General features: G+C 66.7%; 12 protein-coding genes and 1 riboswitch. Of the genes, 11 read left to right on the forward strand and 1 reads right to left on the reverse strand.

Annotation, left to right across the window (positions count from 1 at the left end; translation table 11 throughout):
- Nucleotides 1-238 precede the first annotated feature (238 nt).
- The 11 genes from ilvD to IB223_RS02390 all read left to right on the forward strand — a co-directional run bounded on the left by ilvD (nucleotide 239) and on the right by IB223_RS02390 (nucleotide 17209).
- Entirely contained in the window at nucleotides 239-2080 is a 1842-nt protein-coding gene (ilvD, locus tag IB223_RS02340) for a dihydroxy-acid dehydratase (protein ID WP_192201212.1), read from the forward strand.
- The gene (locus IB223_RS02345) at nucleotides 2070-2936 is read left to right on the forward strand and encodes a PhnD/SsuA/transferrin family substrate-binding protein (RefSeq protein WP_192200073.1); all 867 of its coding nucleotides are present in this window, start codon (nucleotides 2070-2072) and stop codon (nucleotides 2934-2936) included. The genes ilvD and IB223_RS02345 overlap by 11 nt, the downstream gene beginning before the upstream one ends.
- Before the next feature lie 95 nt (nucleotides 2937-3031).
- Nucleotides 3032-4870 carry a methyl-accepting chemotaxis protein gene (locus tag IB223_RS02350; RefSeq protein WP_192200074.1) on the forward strand — a complete coding sequence of 613 codons (1839 nt, stop codon included), beginning with the start codon at nucleotides 3032-3034 and terminating at the stop codon, nucleotides 4868-4870.
- Nucleotides 4871-4901: 31 nt separating this feature from the next.
- Nucleotides 4902-5002, forward strand: a riboswitch (TPP riboswitch).
- Nucleotides 5003-5150: 148 nt separating this feature from the next.
- Complete coding sequence (gene thiC / locus IB223_RS02355; RefSeq protein WP_225590763.1) at nucleotides 5151-7037, forward strand: phosphomethylpyrimidine synthase ThiC; 1887 nt, start codon at nucleotides 5151-5153, stop codon at nucleotides 7035-7037.
- Nucleotides 7038-7130: 93 nt separating this feature from the next.
- Nucleotides 7131-7730, forward strand: coding sequence for a DUF4136 domain-containing protein (locus IB223_RS02360; protein ID WP_225590765.1), 600 nt, complete (start codon nucleotides 7131-7133; stop codon nucleotides 7728-7730).
- Nucleotides 7727-7894 carry a hypothetical protein gene (locus IB223_RS02365; RefSeq protein WP_192200075.1) on the forward strand — a complete coding sequence of 56 codons (168 nt, stop codon included), beginning with the start codon at nucleotides 7727-7729 and terminating at the stop codon, nucleotides 7892-7894. The genes IB223_RS02360 and IB223_RS02365 overlap by 4 nt, the downstream gene beginning before the upstream one ends.
- A gap of 10 nt (nucleotides 7895-7904) precedes the next feature.
- Nucleotides 7905-8597: an ion channel gene (locus IB223_RS02370; protein WP_337730725.1), complete on the forward strand. Its 693-nt coding sequence runs from the start codon at nucleotides 7905-7907 to the stop codon at nucleotides 8595-8597.
- 261 nt (nucleotides 8598-8858) lie between these two features.
- A complete protein-coding gene (locus tag IB223_RS02375; protein ID WP_192200077.1) occupies nucleotides 8859-11204 on the forward strand; it encodes a winged helix-turn-helix domain-containing protein in 2346 nt (781 codons plus the stop codon).
- A 147-nt stretch (nucleotides 11205-11351) separates the two neighbouring features.
- Nucleotides 11352-12260: a helix-turn-helix domain-containing protein gene (locus IB223_RS02380; protein WP_192200078.1), complete on the forward strand. Its 909-nt coding sequence runs from the start codon at nucleotides 11352-11354 to the stop codon at nucleotides 12258-12260.
- A 58-nt stretch (nucleotides 12261-12318) separates the two neighbouring features.
- Nucleotides 12319-15213, forward strand: a complete 2895-nt coding sequence (locus IB223_RS02385; RefSeq protein WP_192200079.1) for a TonB-dependent receptor — start codon at nucleotides 12319-12321, stop codon at nucleotides 15211-15213.
- Between the two features lie 145 nt (nucleotides 15214-15358).
- On the forward strand, nucleotides 15359-17209 hold the full coding sequence (locus IB223_RS02390; RefSeq protein ID WP_192200080.1) for a sulfotransferase: 1851 nt from the start codon (nucleotides 15359-15361) through the stop codon (nucleotides 17207-17209).
- Nucleotides 17210-17270: 61 nt separating this feature from the next.
- Here IB223_RS02390 and ppa read toward each other — a convergent pair whose 3' ends face one another.
- Nucleotides 17271-17825 carry an inorganic diphosphatase gene (gene ppa / locus IB223_RS02395; RefSeq protein WP_192200081.1) on the reverse strand — a complete coding sequence of 185 codons (555 nt, stop codon included), beginning with the start codon at nucleotides 17823-17825 and terminating at the stop codon, nucleotides 17271-17273.
- Nucleotides 17826-17939 lie beyond the last annotated feature (114 nt).

The raw sequence follows: 17939 nt of genomic DNA on the forward strand, positions 1-17939 counted from the left end.
GGCGAGGTAATAAGGACGAGTACGAGGACGGAGGCCGCAGCGGGTGCGGTCGGGTCGGTCATCGTGGGCGTGTGGCGTTGCAACATGCGGCAAGGGAAACATGCCGCTCCGAAGCGTGTCAAGCAGTTTTCCCGCCTTTGCGACGATCGGATGATTTCACTCGATATGGTTGCAACTGAAACCGTGGAAACGCAGCAGAATCAGGGCTTCCCACGTCATCGCCGCACTGCTGGTTTTCATGCCCGAGTACCGCTCCAAGACCTCCACCCACGGCCGCAACATGGCCGGTGCCCGTGCGCTGTGGCGCGCCACCGGCATGAAGGACGCCGACTTCCACAAGCCCATCATCGCGGTCGCCAATTCCTTCACCCAGTTCGTCCCGGGTCACGTGCACCTCAAGGACCTCGGCCAGCTGGTGGCGCGCGAGATCGAGCGGGTCGGCGGCGTGGCGAAGGAGTTCGACACCATCGCCGTCGACGACGGCATCGCGATGGGCCACGACGGCATGCTGTATTCATTGCCCAGCCGCGAAGTCATTGCCGACTCGGTCGAGTACATGGTCAACGCGCATTGCGCCGATGCGCTGGTGTGCATCTCCAACTGCGACAAGATCACGCCGGGCATGCTGATGGCGGCGTTGCGGCTCAACATCCCCACCGTATTCGTGTCGGGTGGGCCGATGGAAGCCGGCAAGACCAAGCTGGCCGATCACAAGCTGGACCTGGTCGACGCGATGGTGATGGCGGCGGACCCCAACGTGTCCGACGAAGAAGTCGCGGCCGTGGAGCGCAGCGCCTGCCCGACCTGCGGCTCGTGCAGCGGCATGTTCACCGCGAACTCGATGAACTGCCTGACCGAAGCGCTGGGCCTGTCGCTGCCGGGCAACGGCACCGTGGTCGCGACCCATGCCGATCGCGAAAAGCTGTTCAAGCGTGCCGGCGTGGTGGCGGTGGAACTGTGCCACCGCTGGTACGGCGGTGAAGACGAAACGGCGCTCCCGCGCGGCATCGCGACGTTCAAGGCCTTCGAGAACGCGATGACGTTGGACATCGCGATGGGCGGTTCCACCAACACCATCCTGCACCTGCTCGCGGCGGCGCAGGAAGGGGAGGTGCCGTTCGACATGCGCGACATCGACCGCCTGTCGCGACGCGTGCCGCAGTTGTGCAAGGTGGCGCCGAACACGCAGAAGTACCACATCGAGGACGTGCACCGCGCCGGCGGCATCATGGCGATCCTCGGCGAGCTGGCGCGCGGCGGCCTGCTGCACACGGAGGTCGCCACCGTGCATGCGAAGACACTGGGCGAGGCGATCGCGAAGTGGGATGTCGCGACCAATGATGACGACGCCGTGACCACCTTCTACAAGGCCGGGCCGGCGGGCATCCCGACGCAGGTCGCCTTCAGCCAGGACACCCGTTGGCCGTCGCTGGACACCGATCGCGCGGAAGGCTGCATCCGCAGCGTTGAGCACGCGTTCTCGCAAGAAGGTGGATTGGCGGTGCTGTACGGCAACATCGCGGTGGATGGCTGCGTGGTGAAGACAGCGGGCGTGGACGAATCGATCCACGTGTTCGAAGGGACGGCGCGGGTGTTCGAGAGCCAGGATGCGGCGGTGGCCGGCATCCTCGGCGATGAGGTGAAGTCCGGCGACGTCGTCGTGATCCGCTATGAAGGCCCCAAGGGCGGGCCTGGCATGCAGGAAATGCTGTACCCGACCAGCTACCTGAAATCGAAAGGACTCGGGAAGCAGTGCGCGCTGCTGACCGACGGGCGTTTCTCCGGCGGCACCTCCGGCCTGTCGATCGGCCATGCGTCGCCGGAAGCGGCGGCCGGCGGGACCATCGGTCTGGTGCGCGACGGCGACCGCATCCGCATCGACATTCCGCAGCGCTCGATCGCGCTGCTCGTCGCGGACGACGAATTGGCGTTGCGGCGCGCGGCGCAGGATGCGCGCGGATGGAAGCCCGCGTTGCCGCGCACGCGCAAGGTGACCACCGCGCTGAAGGCCTATGCCTTGCTGGCGACCAGTGCCGACAAGGGTGCGGTGCGCGACAAGGCGCTGCTGGATGCGTTCTGATACACCGATGGTCCTGCGCTGCCTTCTTGTCCTCTTGCTCGCCTTCTTTGTCCTGCCCGCTATGGCGCATGACGAAGAGAGGAAACCCTGGGTCGTCGCCACCTATGCGTATCCCCAGCGCGACCGCATCGCCGCGATCCAGCCCTTGGCCGACTACCTCGCCAAGCGTGGCGGCCATCCGGTACAGGTGAGACTGTTCCCGTCGCCGACGGCATTGGTCGAAGCCCTGCGCGACGGTCAGGTGGATGTCGCGGTGCCCAACCTGCACGCCTATCTGCAGACGCGCCGCTGGCATCAGCACGTGACCACCCTGCCGGTGCCGCAAGTGCCCCTGGCGCAGGCGGATCGTTACCGCGCGGTGCTGGTTGCGCGCGGCGTGTCCTCACTCGATGCGCTGGAGCGCGATGCGGCCCGTCTGCGGCTGGTCCTGGTCGGGCGCGATTCGGCCTCCGGCGGATTCGTGCCGGTACACCATCTTCGCGCGCTGGGACTGGAGGCGGAGGCGGCGTTCGCATCCTTGCGCTACGCGGGTTCGCATGCGGCTGCGCTGCAGGCCGTGGTTGAAGGCGAGGCGGACGTTGCCGCGCTTGCGGCCGACGTCTATGACGCATCGCCGAAGCAGCCGGCCATCATGGAACTGTGGCGCTCCGATCCCATCCCGCCGGGACCGCTGCTGTGCCGCCCCGGCCCCGGCGTGCCTTGCCAGGCGATCACGGCGTGGCTGCTGGAAGTGCACCTGAGGGACCCGGCCGTGATGGCGGCCCTTCGCGCAGGCTGGCCGGAATTCGGCGATGCGGAGCGCCTGGTGCCTGCCGATATCGCCCGACTGTCGTCGCAGGCGACGCGCATTGATTGACCGGCGCGCGGCGCGGACCGTGCCTGCCGCCGGACGGCACCCTTAATTCGGCGCCTCCCCTGCCGCTAGAAGGAATGATCAGGGGAGGTGTGTCCATGTCAGTCACAGCGGACGCGGCAACAGCCGGCGTCGATACCCGCCATCGTTTGCCGGACGCCCCCGTCGGCCTGCTGAGGCTGGCGGCCGATGCGCGCGTGCTGGACGCCAACCGCGCGGCGCTGGACCTGCTGGATGTGTCGGCCGAACACCTGCTGGGGCAGGACGGTGCGCATGTGTGGGGCCTGTCACCGGACGCACTGACCGGCGAGGAGGGCGTCTGGCAGGCACCGGGCGGCGACCCGGCGCGGCGCGTCCGGTACCAGCGCGACCGCGACGGTGATGGCTGGATGCTCTCCCTGCCGCACCCCGAAACGGCCACGCTGCTGCGCGAAGCGGCGGGTCTGTCAGCAGAATCTGCCGCGGTGGCGGCATCGCCGGCCTTGCAGCCGCTGGCGCAGCGCCTGTGTGAAGCGCAGGCGGATCGTGCTCTGCTCGAACGCATCGGCCTGCTGCTCGGTGCCTGCGACCTGGACCTGGTTCCCGCCGAGGGACAGGCCGCCGATCCCCTGTTCCGGCAGATCGCAGCGGGTTTCGGCAACCTGGCCGAAGCGATCCGGCAGGCAGTGGCGCTGTCGCATCAGGTGGCCGGCGACGTGCCGCACCTCGTGCACGAGAACGAAGACCTGCTGCGGCAATCCCAGTCCCAGGTGTCCGCACTGGAGGAGGTGCTGGTCGCGACGCGCCGCCTGTTGCAGGGGCTGCAGGGTGCCGGCGAGGAACTGCGGGCAGTGGTCAGCATCGCGGCACAGGCCGATGCCAGCGCACGCGAGGGTGTATCTGCCGCGCGCCAGCTGGGCGAAGCAATGCGTGAAGTGGAACGGCGTTCGGCCCGGGCGGGCGATGTCATCGCGGTGATCGACGCGGTCGCGTTCCAGACCAACATCCTGTCGATCAACGCCGGCATCGAAGCCGCGCGCGCGGGCGAAGCCGGGCGCGGCTTCGGCGTGGTCGCCAGCGAAATACGGCGACTCGCCGGACAGGCCTCCGCTGCCGCGCGCGACGTGCGCACCATGCTGGAAGAGAGCGGCCAGGCGTTGGCGGAAAGCGCGCTCTCCGCGCAGGCCACCGAGCAGGTATTGGGCAGCATCGGCGATCTGCTGGGCCGTGCGAGCCGGGCGATGGAGTCCGCAGGCGGCCGGGTGGCCGCCCAGGGTGACGAGATCGCTGCGATCGACCGTGCCGTGGAACAGGTGGTCGACCTGAGTCGCAGCAACCTGGAGCATGCCGGCCAGGTCGCGGCGCGGGGCGCGGCACTGGCACAGGGCGCGGACACGCTGCACGACTGCGTGGGTCTGTTCCGGCTGCCACCCGATCCGCTGCGCGTGCGACGGCACGCACGCGTGCACGACCTCGCCTGCGCGGGCGCGGCGAGGATCGGAGCGGCGTTCGAGCACGCGCTGTCCACCGGACGGTTGGGGGAAGACGACCTGTTCGCGCGCGACTACACACCGATACCCGGCATCGAGCCGGCCAAGTTCACCACGGCCTTCGACACCCTGTGCGATGAGCTACTGCCACCGCTCCAGGAGCCCCTCGCCACCCGGCATCCATGGATCGTGTTCGCCATCAGCGCCAATCCCGACGGCTACGTGCCCACCCACAACCTGCGTTTCAGCCAGCCGCTCACCGGCGATCGCGAGAAAGACCTGGTCGGCAACCGGACCAAGCGCCTGTTCACCGATCGCGTCGGCCGCAGTGTCGGCGCGCATACCGATCCATACCGGTTGCAGGTGTATCGCCGCGACACCGGACAGATCATGTTCGACCTGTCGGTGCCGATCCACGTCCATGGCCGTCACTGGGGAGGCTTCCGCATCGGCTACACGCTGGGCTGAACACGGCCACCTGGCCGATGTGTTCTAATTCGCCCCGAAGCGGGGGTATCGCCGGCCTGGCCGGTGATTGAGACAGACCCTTCGAACCTGATCCGGTTGAGACCGGCGTAGGGAAGCTTCGCAGGATGCGCCGTGTTGCCGTGTCGCCCCTCGCGGGCCCGCAATCCGTCCGCCGCCGCGCCGCCGCTTCGTCCGTGATGCGATTCCCTCGCGTCGCATTATGCGAATCCCTCGCAAGAGCCCGCACATCCATGTGCGGGGATTCAAAAGGACGATGCCGATGAATGCCATTCCCAAGCCCGCCGCCGATCTGCTGCAACAGACCGGACAGCTCTCCGAGTCCGTGACGCGCCCGATCCCCGGTTCGCGGAAGATCTTCATCGAAGGCTCCCGCCCGGACATCCAGGTGCCGATGCGCGAGATCGGGCTGACGCAGACGCCGACCATCTTCGGCGGCGAAGACAATCCGCCGGTTACCGTCTACGACACTTCCGGTCCCTACACCGACCCCGATGCGACCATCGACCTGGCCGCTGGCCTGCCTGCGCTGCGCGCAAAGTGGATCGAGGAACGCGGGGACACGGAACAGTTGCCGGCCCTCAGCTCGGAGTTCGGTCGTTCGCGCGAAACCAATGCGAAGCTGGACAGCGTGCGCTTCCCCGGCCGCATCCTGCCGCGCCGTGCGAAGGCGGGCGCCAACGTCAGCCAGATGCATTACGCCAGGCGCGGCATCATCACGCCGGAGATGGAATACGTCGCCATCCGCGAGAACCAGCGGCTGGATGCGGTGCGCGATGCGATGCTGCTGAAGCAGCACCCCGGTGAATCCTTCGGGGCCAGCATCCAGACGTTCATCACCCCGGAGTTCGTGCGCGACGAGATCGCGCGCGGCCGTGCCATCCTGCCCAACAACATCAACCACCCCGAAAGCGAGCCGATGATCATCGGCCGCAACTTCCTGACCAAGATCAACGCCAACATCGGCAACAGCGCCGTCTCGTCCGGTATCGCCGAGGAAGTGGAGAAGCTGGTGTGGTCGATCCGCTGGGGTGGCGACACGGTGATGGACCTGTCCACCGGCAAGCACATCCACGAGACGCGCGAGTGGATCATCCGCAACTCGCCGGTGCCGATCGGCACCGTGCCGATCTACCAGGCGCTGGAGAAGGTCGATGGCCGCGCCGAGGCGCTGACGTGGGAAATCTTCCGCGACACGTTGATCGAACAGGCCGAGCAGGGCGTGGACTACTTCACCATCCATGCCGGCGTGCTGTTGCGCCATGTGCCGCTGACGGCGAAGCGTGTGACCGGCATCGTCTCGCGTGGTGGCTCGATCATGGCCAAGTGGTGCCTGGCGCACCACAAGGAGAACTTTCTCTACACGCACTTCGAGGACATCTGCGAGATCATGAAGGCCTACGACGTGGCCTTTTCGCTGGGCGACGGCCTGCGTCCGGGCTGCATCGCCGATGCCAACGACGCCGCGCAGTTCGGTGAGCTGGAAGCGCTGGGCGAGCTGACCAAGATCGCGTGGAAGCACGACGTGCAATGCATGATCGAAGGCCCGGGCCACGTGCCGATGCAGCTGATCAAGGAGAACATGGACAAGCAGCTGCGCGAGTGCGGCGAAGCGCCGTTCTACACGCTCGGCCCGCTGACCACGGATATCGCGCCCGGCTACGACCACATCACCTCCGCCATCGGTGCGGCGATGATCGGCTGGTTCGGCACGGCGATGCTCTGCTACGTCACGCCGAAGGAGCACCTGGGCTTACCGAACCGGCAGGACGTGCGCGACGGCATCATGGCGTACAAGATCGCTGCCCATGCTGCGGACCTGGCCAAGGGCCATCCGGGTGCGCAGGTGCGCGACAACGCGCTTAGCAAGGCGCGCTTCGAATTCCGCTGGGAAGACCAGTTCCACCTGGGCCTGGATCCGGAGAAGGCCAAGGAGTTCCATGACGAGACGCTGCCCAAGGACGCGCACAAACTGGCGCACTTCTGTTCCATGTGCGGCCCGCACTTCTGTTCGATGAAGATCACCCAGGACGTACGCGACTACGCGGCCGAGCATGGCGTCGAGGAGCGAGCGGCGCTGGAGGCCGGCATGGCGGAGAAGTCGGCGGAGTTCCTGGCGCAGGGCGCGCAGGTGTATCGTCAGGGCTGACCGGTCCGGGTGCCAGGCATCCATCCGGCGTACTCATGCGTAATGTTCACCGGGCGTCCGCCATCCTGGCGGCGTCCCGACAGGAGAACGATCATGGCCCGTTTCGCCCGTAATGCCGGCCGCTGGATGATGGCAGCGTGCGTCCTGCTGCTTGCGGCCTGCGCCACCGGCCCGCGCGTCACCAGTGACGTGGACCCGTCCGCGAACTTCGCGCAGTACCGCAGCTTCGCCTTCTATTCGCCGCTGGCGATCGAGGCGCAAGGCTACGCGACCCTGACCAGCGGGCGTATCAAGAATGCGGCGCGGGCACAGATGGAAGCGCGCGGCTACGTCTACGATGAGACTTCGCCCGACCTGCGGGTGAACCTCAATGCCTACATGCAGGAAAAGACCGATGTCGTGTCGATGCCGGAAGTCGACTACGACTACTACTACAGCTACCGCGCCCGTCGTTATGTATCGGTGCCCTATTGGCGCGACCGCACCGAGGTCTACCAGTACACCGAGGGCACGATGAACGTGGATCTGGTGGACGCGGCGCAGAACCGGCTGGTGTGGACGGGCGTGGCGGTCGGCCGCGTGGGCCGTGCCACGCCGGAAGAGCGGGCCGCGAAGATCGATGCCGCCGTGGCCGACATCTTCCTGCGCTACCCCTACCGCGCGGGCAGCGGCACGCCTGCGGTGTCGCCGTGAAGGGGAATGGTGCGGGCATCGCAAGGGCGGGCATAGGTTTCGGCACCGCGCTGGCCATCACCATCTCGTGGAGCGCCAACAAATCGCTGTTGTGGGCCGTGATCCATGGCGTGCTGTCATGGATCTACGTGGTGTATTACGCCCTGGTGTACCACTTCAAATGAGTCTCGCCGCGTGACGAAGCCCTTGCTCTGGTTGCGCTGGCTGGTGACGGCGCGACGGCATCCCTGCGCCTTCCTGCTGATCGTCCAACTGGCGGGCATCCTGCTGTATCCGGTGATGGAAGACACCCAGGCAGGCCGGGCCCTGTTCGGCGCGTTCGGCATCCTGGTGCTCGCGCTTGCGCTGTGGGTGGTCAACCGCAGCGCGGCGGTGAACTGGATCGCATGGTCGCTCGCGGTGCCCGCCGTGCTGCTGTCGGTGTCGTCGGCCATCTTCGACCAGCCTGCGCTGGGCATCTACGCCCACCTGCTGGAGAGCGGACTGTACTTCTACACGGCGGGCAGCCTGATCGCCTACATGCTGCAGGACCACTCGGTCACCAGCGACGAACTGTTCGCCGCAGGCGCCACGTTCACGCTGCTCGCATGGGCCTTCGCCTTTTCGTTCTCGGTCTGCCAGCAGTGGTATCCGGGCAGCTTCACCGCTGCGGTGGATCCGCAGTCGCCGCGCAGCTGGATGGAACTGCTGTTCCTGAGCTTCAGCCTGCTGTCGGGCGTGGGCCTGAGCGATGTCGTCCCCATCCAGCCCCAGGCACGCGCGCTGGTGATGCTGGAGCAGTTCGCGGGCGTGATGTACATCGCCGTGGTCGTATCGCGGCTGATCGGCCTGACGATCCTCAAGCACCCGGTGCGCAAGGAAGGCTGAGCGTTTCAGGCAGGCAAAAAATTCGCGCCCGGGGGCGCGAATACTGGAGCAGGTTGTAATAGGACGTCGGCGAGAGAGAGGTTGCCTGTGATGTTCCCGTTCAGGGGGAACACGGCGGTCACTGTAAAATGCACCGCGACGGTGCGCTTTCCCCATGCTGTTCCTGCACTTTGCCGAATCTGCCGGATTGAACGATCCGGCCGGTGACAGGTATTCAGGCACATGACGGGACAAGGGCACCGGCGCAGCATCCGCCCCCACATGCCCCGACCTGCCGAGCCCCCCATCGTGCCCCCTGCCGAACACCTGAAGGTGGGCGAGTGCTTCGTCGACATCTCCCTGCGCGAGATCCGCGCGCCGGGTGCCCGCAAGCCTGCGCGCATCACGCCCAAGTCGATGGGCGTGCTGCTGGCGCTGGCCGACGCGCCTGGAAGGGTCGTCACACGCGACACGCTGCTGGCCGTGGTCTGGCCCGACACGCTACCGACCAACGATGTGGTCACCCAGGCCATCACCCAGTTGCGCAAGGCATTCGGTGAGCGTGGCGATGGTCCGCGCTATATCGAGACCATCGCCAAGAGCGGGTATCGCCTGCTGGCGTCGGTGGAGTGGTTGCCGGCGGCAGGCGACGATGCTTCGCCGCTTGCCGCCGATGAACCTGTTTCTGCTTCGTCCACGCCAGCTGCCGCCCCCGTCGTCGTGCCGGTCGACGATGCATCCCGACACCCGGCGGCGCCGGTTCCGGTGATGGTCGGCGCAGGGCAGGCGCCAGACCCCCGCTTGTTCCGTCGCTGGGCCTGGGGCATCGGCCTGGGCGTACTGGCGTTGGGTATCGCAGCGTGGGGACTTTGGATGATGGGCGCGCGCAGCGGTCCCGTTCCAGCCGGGTCCGGCGTGCAGACGCTGGTACCTGCACCGCGTCCGTATCGCCTGATCACCTCGGCACCCGGATTCGAGCTGTCACCGACGCTGTCGCCGGACGGTTCGCAGGTCGCCTATCTGTCCAGCCTGACGGAAGAACTGGCGGGTACCGCGGTCATGGTGCAGACCACCGAGCCGGCCCAGCCGCGCACCCTGACCGTGCCCCCGGAGGGCGCATGGGACAGCAATCCGGAGTGGTCGCCCAGTGGCCGTGAAATCGCGTTCCTGCGCCGCTTCCCGGGCAAGGACTGCCGGATCATGGCGGTCCAGGCCAGTGGCGGGGAACCGCGCACGCTCGGGATCTGCGATCCGAACAACCGGCCCAGTTTCGACTGGATGCCCGGCGGCGATGGACTGGTGTTCAGCAGTCCGCTGACGGGTGCGGGCGAACCGGGCCTGCGCCTGCTGGATCTCGCCACGGGGCGCTGGCGTGCGCTGGACTACGGCGCGAGCGACGAAGATGTCGATACCGCGCCGCGCTATTCGCCGGACGGCAAATGGATCGCCTTTGTCCGCAACACGCCGCTGGGCGATCTATGGCGCATTCCCGCAGAAGGGGGGCGTGCGGAACGCCTCACCCATCAGCGTGCGGAACTGCGCGGCTGGGACTGGACCCCGGACGGCAAGGCCATCGTGTTCGGGCGCCGCGTCGACAGTCACACGCGTCTGTATCGCCTGACCTTGCAGGATGGGCGCATCGAGGATCTCGGCATCGAGGATGCACAGACGCCGGCCATTGCAGCGCGTGCCGACCAGCTGGCGTTCGTGCAGCGCAAGCCGCAGTTCGGCGTGTACCGCATCAGCAGTGCGCCGGCGATGGACGGAAAGTTGCCCGTACCGGAACGGCTGTTCCCTTCCACCGGGCGTGACACGCTGCCGTCGGTGGCGCCGGATGGCCGCCAGATCGTGTTCACCTCCGACCGCTCCGGCGACTACGCCCTGTGGTGGGCCGACATGGAACGCCCCGCGTCGTTGCGCCTGATCGAGGGCATCCATCCCGAGTCCCGCCACCTGCCTGTGTGGTCGCCGGACGGCAAGCGGGTGCTCGTCGTCGGGACGGACGGCACCGGGCGCTATGGCCTGCACGAACTGGTCCCCGCCAGCGGCCAGTTGCAGTCGCTGGCGGTGCCGGTGGCGCTGGAGGACCTGCTGTTCGCGGCCTATTCGCCGGACCCGGCGCGGATCTTCGTGGTTGCGGGGCGCGGGGACAGCCAGCAACTGGTGCTGTTCGACCGGAACAGCACGCCGTGGCGGCAGGTCGCCACCATCGAGGGTGTGTCGTTCGCGCGCCCTGACGGCGCACAGGGACGGGTGTTGTTCACCCGGCTGGGCCACGACGGGCTGTGGCAGGCAGACCTGTCCCTGTCTCCCGGCAGCATTCGCCAGATCGACGGCAATCACCCTGTGAGCCAGCGATACCGCACCTGGACGGTCACCGAGGACGGCCAGGTCGAGTACCTCGAACAGCGGGCCGGGTGCTATGTCAGCCTGCGCCACATCGGGGCGGGACGCTCGCATCCGCCTCCCCGATGCCTTGAGCCGAACCATCTCTCCACGATCAATGGCTTCAGCGCACATGCGCGCACGCGTGTGGCGTACGTCTCAATGGCGATCAACGACGGGTCCGACATCGGCCTGCTGTCGTTGCGGCGAACGGCGGCGACGCCGCCGGTGCGATTCTGGTAAGTCACTGATCCAGAAAAAGAAAACACTTTCGCAAGTTCTTCGGAAGTGGATTCGTGGAGATTTCGGCGGGTTTTCCGCGCAATTTCCTGCGCCGCCCGCCATGTTCCGGCACATCCACTGCTCCTGTTGCGCAAAGTGGAATGACCGATGGAGCAAACCTTGTGGGGGGACCGCGGACAAGTGGTCCGCGCCGATGCGGCCGACGGCCAGGATCCGAACGGTTGCATCGCGGTCTCGCGGTTGGGTGCCGTGCAGGCGGGTGCCGACGTGTTCACCGTGTGGGTGCAACTGCGCGGTACCTCGTGGGTGGAGGCCAAGGAAGGACGCTTCCGGCTGCGCCGGGGGCACTGGATCGCACTGGAGCGCGACTCCAAGCCGCTGGTGCAGAGCGACCGCTACGGCCTGTGCCTGGGGGTGGCGCTGAGCGCGGATGCCCTGCGCGCGATGGCGCGATTCGCCGACAGCCCCCTGTATGCCGGTCGTGGGCGTTTGTCCCGACGCGATGCGCTGACGCTGCTGCGCCTGTGGCGCGCGGTCTCCCGGCACGCCCCGCAAGGCCCGGATTTCCTCGCACTGCGCCCCTTGCTGCTGCATATGGTGGCCGTCCAGCAGGAGTTCTCCGACTACATCCAGCGTTGCCCGGGGCGTTCACGCAGCCGCAAGCGCCAGGTGTTCGGCCGCCTGCAGCGCGCGCGCCTCTATCTGGAGGGCAATTGCGACCGCGTGGTGCGGATCAGTGAACTGGCCGAACTGACCAGTTTCTCCAGCTGGTACTTCTCGCGCACCTTCTACAGTCTGTATGACGAAAGTCCGCAGGCGGCCGCGGCACGGATGCGGCTGGAGCATGCGGCCGAACTGCTGCGCAACACCTCGATGATGGTGGGCGAAGTCGCCGCGGCATCGGGTTTCGACAATTGCTGCAGCTTCGCGCGTGCTTTCCGTGCGCGCTTCGGAACCTCGGCCAGTCGCTATCGCATGGCATCGACCGCGTCGAGGACAGACTCGGCAAAGTCATCGGCCCTCGTGCGCAAAGCGGCCGTGAAGACTGGAACGTAAGTTTGCAAGGCGTTTTAACACGCCCATAACGCAACACGTTCCCCTGAGGAGAGATTCAATGAACCATCGTAGTCCGCGTCGCGCGATGCGGGTCGGCTTGCTGCCGGCCGGCATTGCCATCGCACTGGTCCCGGCGTTCGCCATGGCGCAGGAAACCACCGATGCGCCCTCGAGCACCACCACGCTCGATCGCCTCGAAGTCACCGGCTCCCGCATCCGCGGCGCCGACATGGAAACGCAGCAGCCGATCATCACCATCGCGCGTGAGGACATCGAGAAGCAGGGCTTCACCTCGGTGGCCGACGTGCTGCAGAACCTGACCTCCGCCGGTTCCCCCGCGATCGCGCGTTCCGAAGCGCTGGCCTCGGGCGAGAACGTGGGTGGTTACTACGTCGACATCCGCAACCTGGGCGCGACCCGTACCCTGGTGCTGGTCAACGGCCGTCGCCTGGGCGCCACCACCGGTGGTTACCAGGATCTGAGCCAGATCCCGATGTCGGCCATCGACCGCATCGAAGTACTGAAGGACGGCGCGTCCGCCATCTACGGTTCCGACGCGATCGCCGGCGTGGTCAACGTCATCACGCGCAAGCGCTTCGAAGGCGCCGAGGCTTCGGCGTACATCGGCCAGACCGGTGAAGGCGACGGCGACACCAAGCAGTACTCCTTCACCGTGGGCTCGGCCAGCGACCGTGGCGGCGTCACCCTGTCGGTCGAGTACTCGAAGGAAGACCCGATCTCCGCCGCCGACCGCTGGTTCTCCAAGGACGGCAACGCCGGTCCGAACTATCCGGGTTCGGGCTGGAGCCCGATCAGCCAGAACGGCTCGTTCTGCGATCCGTGCCAGACGCCCGGCCTGCGACCGGGTCAGCCCGGCTACGTCGCTCCGGCGGACGAGCTCTGGTATACGCTGCGTGACGGCGGTACTCCTGGAGTGCGTGGCGACTATGTGCTGCACACGGCAGCAGACAATGCCAATGCCAACCAGCAGATGTTCCTGTCCACGGGCATCGAGCGCCGTTCGGTGTTCGTCAATGCGAACTACGACCTGACCGACAACGTCACGTTCAACGCCGACGTGCTGTACAACCATCGCTCCACCCAGTCGCAGATCGCCGGCTATCCGTACCAGTCGGCCGCGTTCGGCACGCCGCTGTCCGCCGACAGTGCGTTCAACCCGATGCCGGGCGACACCACGTTCCGTCGTCGCCTGTGGGAAATGCCGCGCACCACCGACAGCGAGCTGGAAACCTACCGCTTCGCGGGCGGCTTCGCCGGCTTCTTCGACCTGGGCGGCAAGACCTGGGACTGGGATGTCGGTGCGCTGATCAACCGCAACCAGTCGACCAAGCGTGCGCGCGGCGACATGAGCCTGATCGCCTCGCGCCAGGCGCTGGGTCCGTCGTTCATCAACGCCGACGGTGTCGCCCAGTGCGGCAGCGCGGCCGATCCGACCCCGCTGTCCGATTGCCGTCCGTGGAACCCGCTGCTGCCTTACGGCGTCGCCGGCCCGGGCTCGCTGTCCGATCCTGAGCTGCAGAAGTTCCTGTTCCCGTGGTTCACCGATACCGGCCTGACCCGTACCACCAGCTACACCGCCAACCTGGCGGGCACGCTGTTTGAATTGCCGGCCGGCGATCTGGGCATCGCGGTGGGCGTGGAGCACCGCAAGGAGCAGGGTCGCTTCGTGCCGGACGCGTTCGCGCAGTCGGGCCAGAGCACCGGCCTGGGCGCAACCACCACCGAGGGTGACTATTCGGTCGACGAGTTCTACGTCGAGCTGAACATCCCGGTGTTGGCCGACATGGCGTTCGCGAAGGAACTGACCTTCAACGTCGCCAGCCGCTACTCCGACTACAGCAACTTCGGCGACACGATCAACAGCAAGTTCGGCTTCACCTGGCGTCCGATCGACGAGCTGCTGGTCCGCGGCACCTACGCCGAGGGCTTCCGCGCCCCGACGATCGACAACCTGTACGGCGGCATCGGCACCAGCTTCGAGAACTACACCGACCCCTGCGGCGTCGGCGCTGTGAACAGCGTCAACGGCAACGCGGCCTGCACCGGCGCGGGCGTTCCGCTCGGCTACGTGCAGCTGGGCCAGGGCCTGGTGCCCTGCACGACCTATCCGTGCGCCACCCCGGACCAGTTCATCACCGGCTCCAACCCCACGCTGGTCCCGGAAACGTCCAAGAGCAAGACCATGGGCCTGGTGTGGTCGCCGCGCTGGGTGGAAGGTCTGGACATCTCGCTGGACTGGTACCGCTACGAGCTGAAGAACATGATCATCGAGGATAGCGTGGACCGCATCCTGCGTGACTGCTATGTGCTCGGCAACAGTGCCCGCTGCGAAGGTATCGTGCGTGCCAGCGACGGCCACATCACCGATCTGTTCTACGGCCTGGCCAACCTCGGCGCAATGGAGACCGAGGGCTTCGACCTGGGTGTGAAGTACGCCCTGCCGGAGCAGTCGTTCGGCAAGATAGCGTTCGACTGGACCTCGTCCTACACCAGCGTCTACGACGAAGAAGCCGAGAACTCGGCCGGCGAGAAGATCATCGTGGGCAACGTGGGCAACTCCGGCATCTTCCGCGTGCGCTCGAACCTGGGCGTGGACTGGTCGCTGGGTGCGTTCGCGGTCAACTGGACGGCCCGTTACTACTCGGGCATGAAGGAAAGCTGCGTGCCGAACCGTCCCTGCACCGAGCCGGACCACATCGCCAATGGTGAAGAGGATGCGATCCGCCGCGTCGGTTCCAACACGTTCCATGACCTGCAGGTCAGCTACAAGGCGCCGTGGGATGCCACGATCGCCATTGGCGCCAACAACGTGTTCGACCACAAGGGTCCGCTGATGTTCTCGAACTCCGAGTACCGCCACAGCGACTTCGCGTACTACGGTGGCTTCGACTTCGATCGTTACCTGTACGTCAAGTACACCCAGCGCTTCTGATCTCCGGATCGACGCGTCTGCTGCACCACGACGGCCCCGCAAGGGGCCGTCGTTCTTTGTGGGCACGGCGGCATTGCGGCGGTTGGTATCATCCGGCCGATGTACCGTCCCGTCCCCGGGGCCTTGCCGAGATCCGCACGACCCCATGAAGCTGCCCGCCCCCTTCATCCAGCTGCCCGTTGCCTTCGACGCCGAGGCGTTGGCGCGCGAAGTGCGGACGATCGACGAGGCATGCTGGCGGTCCCATCCGGGCGGGATCCCCGGCAACAGCGCGCTCGCGCTGATCACCACGGAAGGCGATCCCGACAGCGACCAGGTCACGGGACGGATGCGGCCTACGCCTTCGCTGGAGCGGCTGCCATACCTCATGCAGGTGCTGGAATCCCTTGGCGCCACGTGGGGGCGTTCCCGCCTGATGCGTCTTTCGGGACAGTCCGAGGTCACCGGGCACGTCGACATCAATTACTACTGGCGTGACCACATGCGGGTTCACGTCCCGATCATCACCACGCCCTCGGTGCGCTTCCAGTGCGGCGACAGCGAAGTGAACATGGCGGCGGGCGAGTGCTGGATCTTCGACACCTGGCGCCACCACCGGGTCCTGAACGAAGGCAGCGAAACGCGCATCCACCTGGTGGCCGATACGGTGGGCGGCGTCGCGTTCTGGGACCTGCTGGAGCAGGGCAGGACCCCGGAGCGGCGCGAGCCGGGTTGGGCGCCACGACGGATCGCACCGATGCAGGGCCACCGGGCGACGCTGGACTACGAATCGTTCAACGCGTCCGACGTGATGACACCGTGGGAGCTGCGCGAGTGCATCGGCTTCCTGGTCAACGACGCCGAACGGACCCCGCAGCTGCCCGCGATCCATGCGTTGCTGACGCGTTTTGCGCGCCACTGGCACGGCGTGTGGGCCTGCCATGGCAACCAGGCATCGGGACTGCCGCATTTCAGGACGCTGCTGAAGGACACCCAGGAAAAACTCGCGCAGGCGGGTGTCGCGCAAGTCCGTCTGCAGAACGGGCTCGGCCTGCTGGCAGCATTGAAGGCGCATATCTTCAGCATGGCCCTGGCCGCCGACGTGGATGAGTCCGCGCGTCGCGATCCGCATGGCGCCAGGCCGGCCATCGCCGGGGGGCAGGCGCGCAAGAGTGCCCCAGCGAAAGTCCCCGTTTGGAGGCAACCCGTCTTCATCGTCAGTCCGCCGCGTTCGGGCTCCACGCTGTTGTTCGAGACGCTGTCCGGTGCGCCTGGCGTGCACACGATCGGCGATGAAAGCCATCAGCTGATCGAGGGCGTCGAGGGCCTTGCTCCGGCCCAGCGCGCGTTCCACTCCAATCAGTTGGGGCTTGCCGATGCCACGCCGGCTGTCGTGCAGGCGCTGCGCTCCCGGTTCTTCGATGCGCTGCGTGATCGCGAGGGCAATATGCCCGACGCGGATGCGACGCTCCGGATGCTGGAGAAGACGCCAAAGAACGCGTTGCGCATTCCGTTCCTGAAGGCGGTGTTCCCCGACGCGAAGTTCATCTACCTGCATCGCGATCCCCGTCAGGTCTGGGGCAGCATGATCGACGGGTGGCAGTCCGGCCGGTTCCGCATGTACAACCTGCCTGGCTGGCAGGGACCGGCGTGGTCGTTCCTGCTGACACCGGGTTGGCAGGCTTTGAACGGGAAGGACCTCGGGGAGATCGTGGCGAGCCAGTGGGAAACCGCCACGCGCCTCATGCTGGACGATCTGGATGCGTTGTCGCCTGCTGACCGAGCGTCGGTCGACTACGGACGCTTCGTGCAGGACCCTCAAGGGGAGGCACGGCGCCTGAGCGAATGGGCAGGGTGGTCCTGGGACCGCGAACTCAGTGGGCAGCTTCCCCTGTCGCGCTACACGCTGTCGAAGCCCGATCCCGACAAGTGGCGGCGGCATGCGGCCGACATCGAGCCGCGTCTCGTGCAGTGGAAGGCCACGATCGAACGCGCGGCACGCGCCGCTGGTCTCTGATCGCAGGAAGAAAAAAGGCCGCCCTGGGGGCGGCCTTTCTTGTTGATGCGCGCGGGCGCAATCAGAACTTGTGTTTCTCGTCTTCCGGCTGCGCGGCCTGGCGGGCGATGGCGTCCACCAGCACGGCCTTGGCTTCGGCGGCATTGCCCCAGCCATCCAGCTTGACCCACTTGCCCTTCTCCAGATCCTTGTAGTGCTCGAAGAAGTGGCCGATGCGCTCCAGCCAGTGCGGGCTGACCTGGTCGATGTCGTTGATGTGGCTGTAACCGGCGAACACCTTGTCCACCGGCACGGCCAGCAGCTTCTCGTCGCTGCCGGCTTCGTCGCTCATGCGCAGCACGCCGACCGGGCGGCAACGGATCACCGAGCCGGGGATCAGCGGCAGCGGCAGGACCACCAGCACGTCGGCCGGGTCGCCGTCGCCGCACAGGGTGTGCGGCACGTAGCCGTAGTTGCAGGGGTAGCGCATGGGCGTGGAGAGGATGCGGTCGACGAAGATCGCGCCGCTGGCCTTGTCCACCTCGTACTTCACCGGCTCGGCGTCCTTGGGGATCTCGATGATGACGTTGATTTCGTCCGGCGGGTTCTTGCCGGCGCTGACCAGATCCAGGCCCATTGCGTGCTCCGAGGGGGTGCGGTGAAAGAGGCCGGCATTTTACGCGCTTGGCTGCTGCGGCGCAGCAGGGACCGGGCCAGACTGGCCGGCCGTCGGCGCGGGAAGCGTGATTCA

This window comes from Pseudoxanthomonas sp. PXM03 (assembly GCF_014852005.1).
Classification (GTDB): domain Bacteria; phylum Pseudomonadota; class Gammaproteobacteria; order Xanthomonadales; family Xanthomonadaceae; genus Pseudoxanthomonas_A.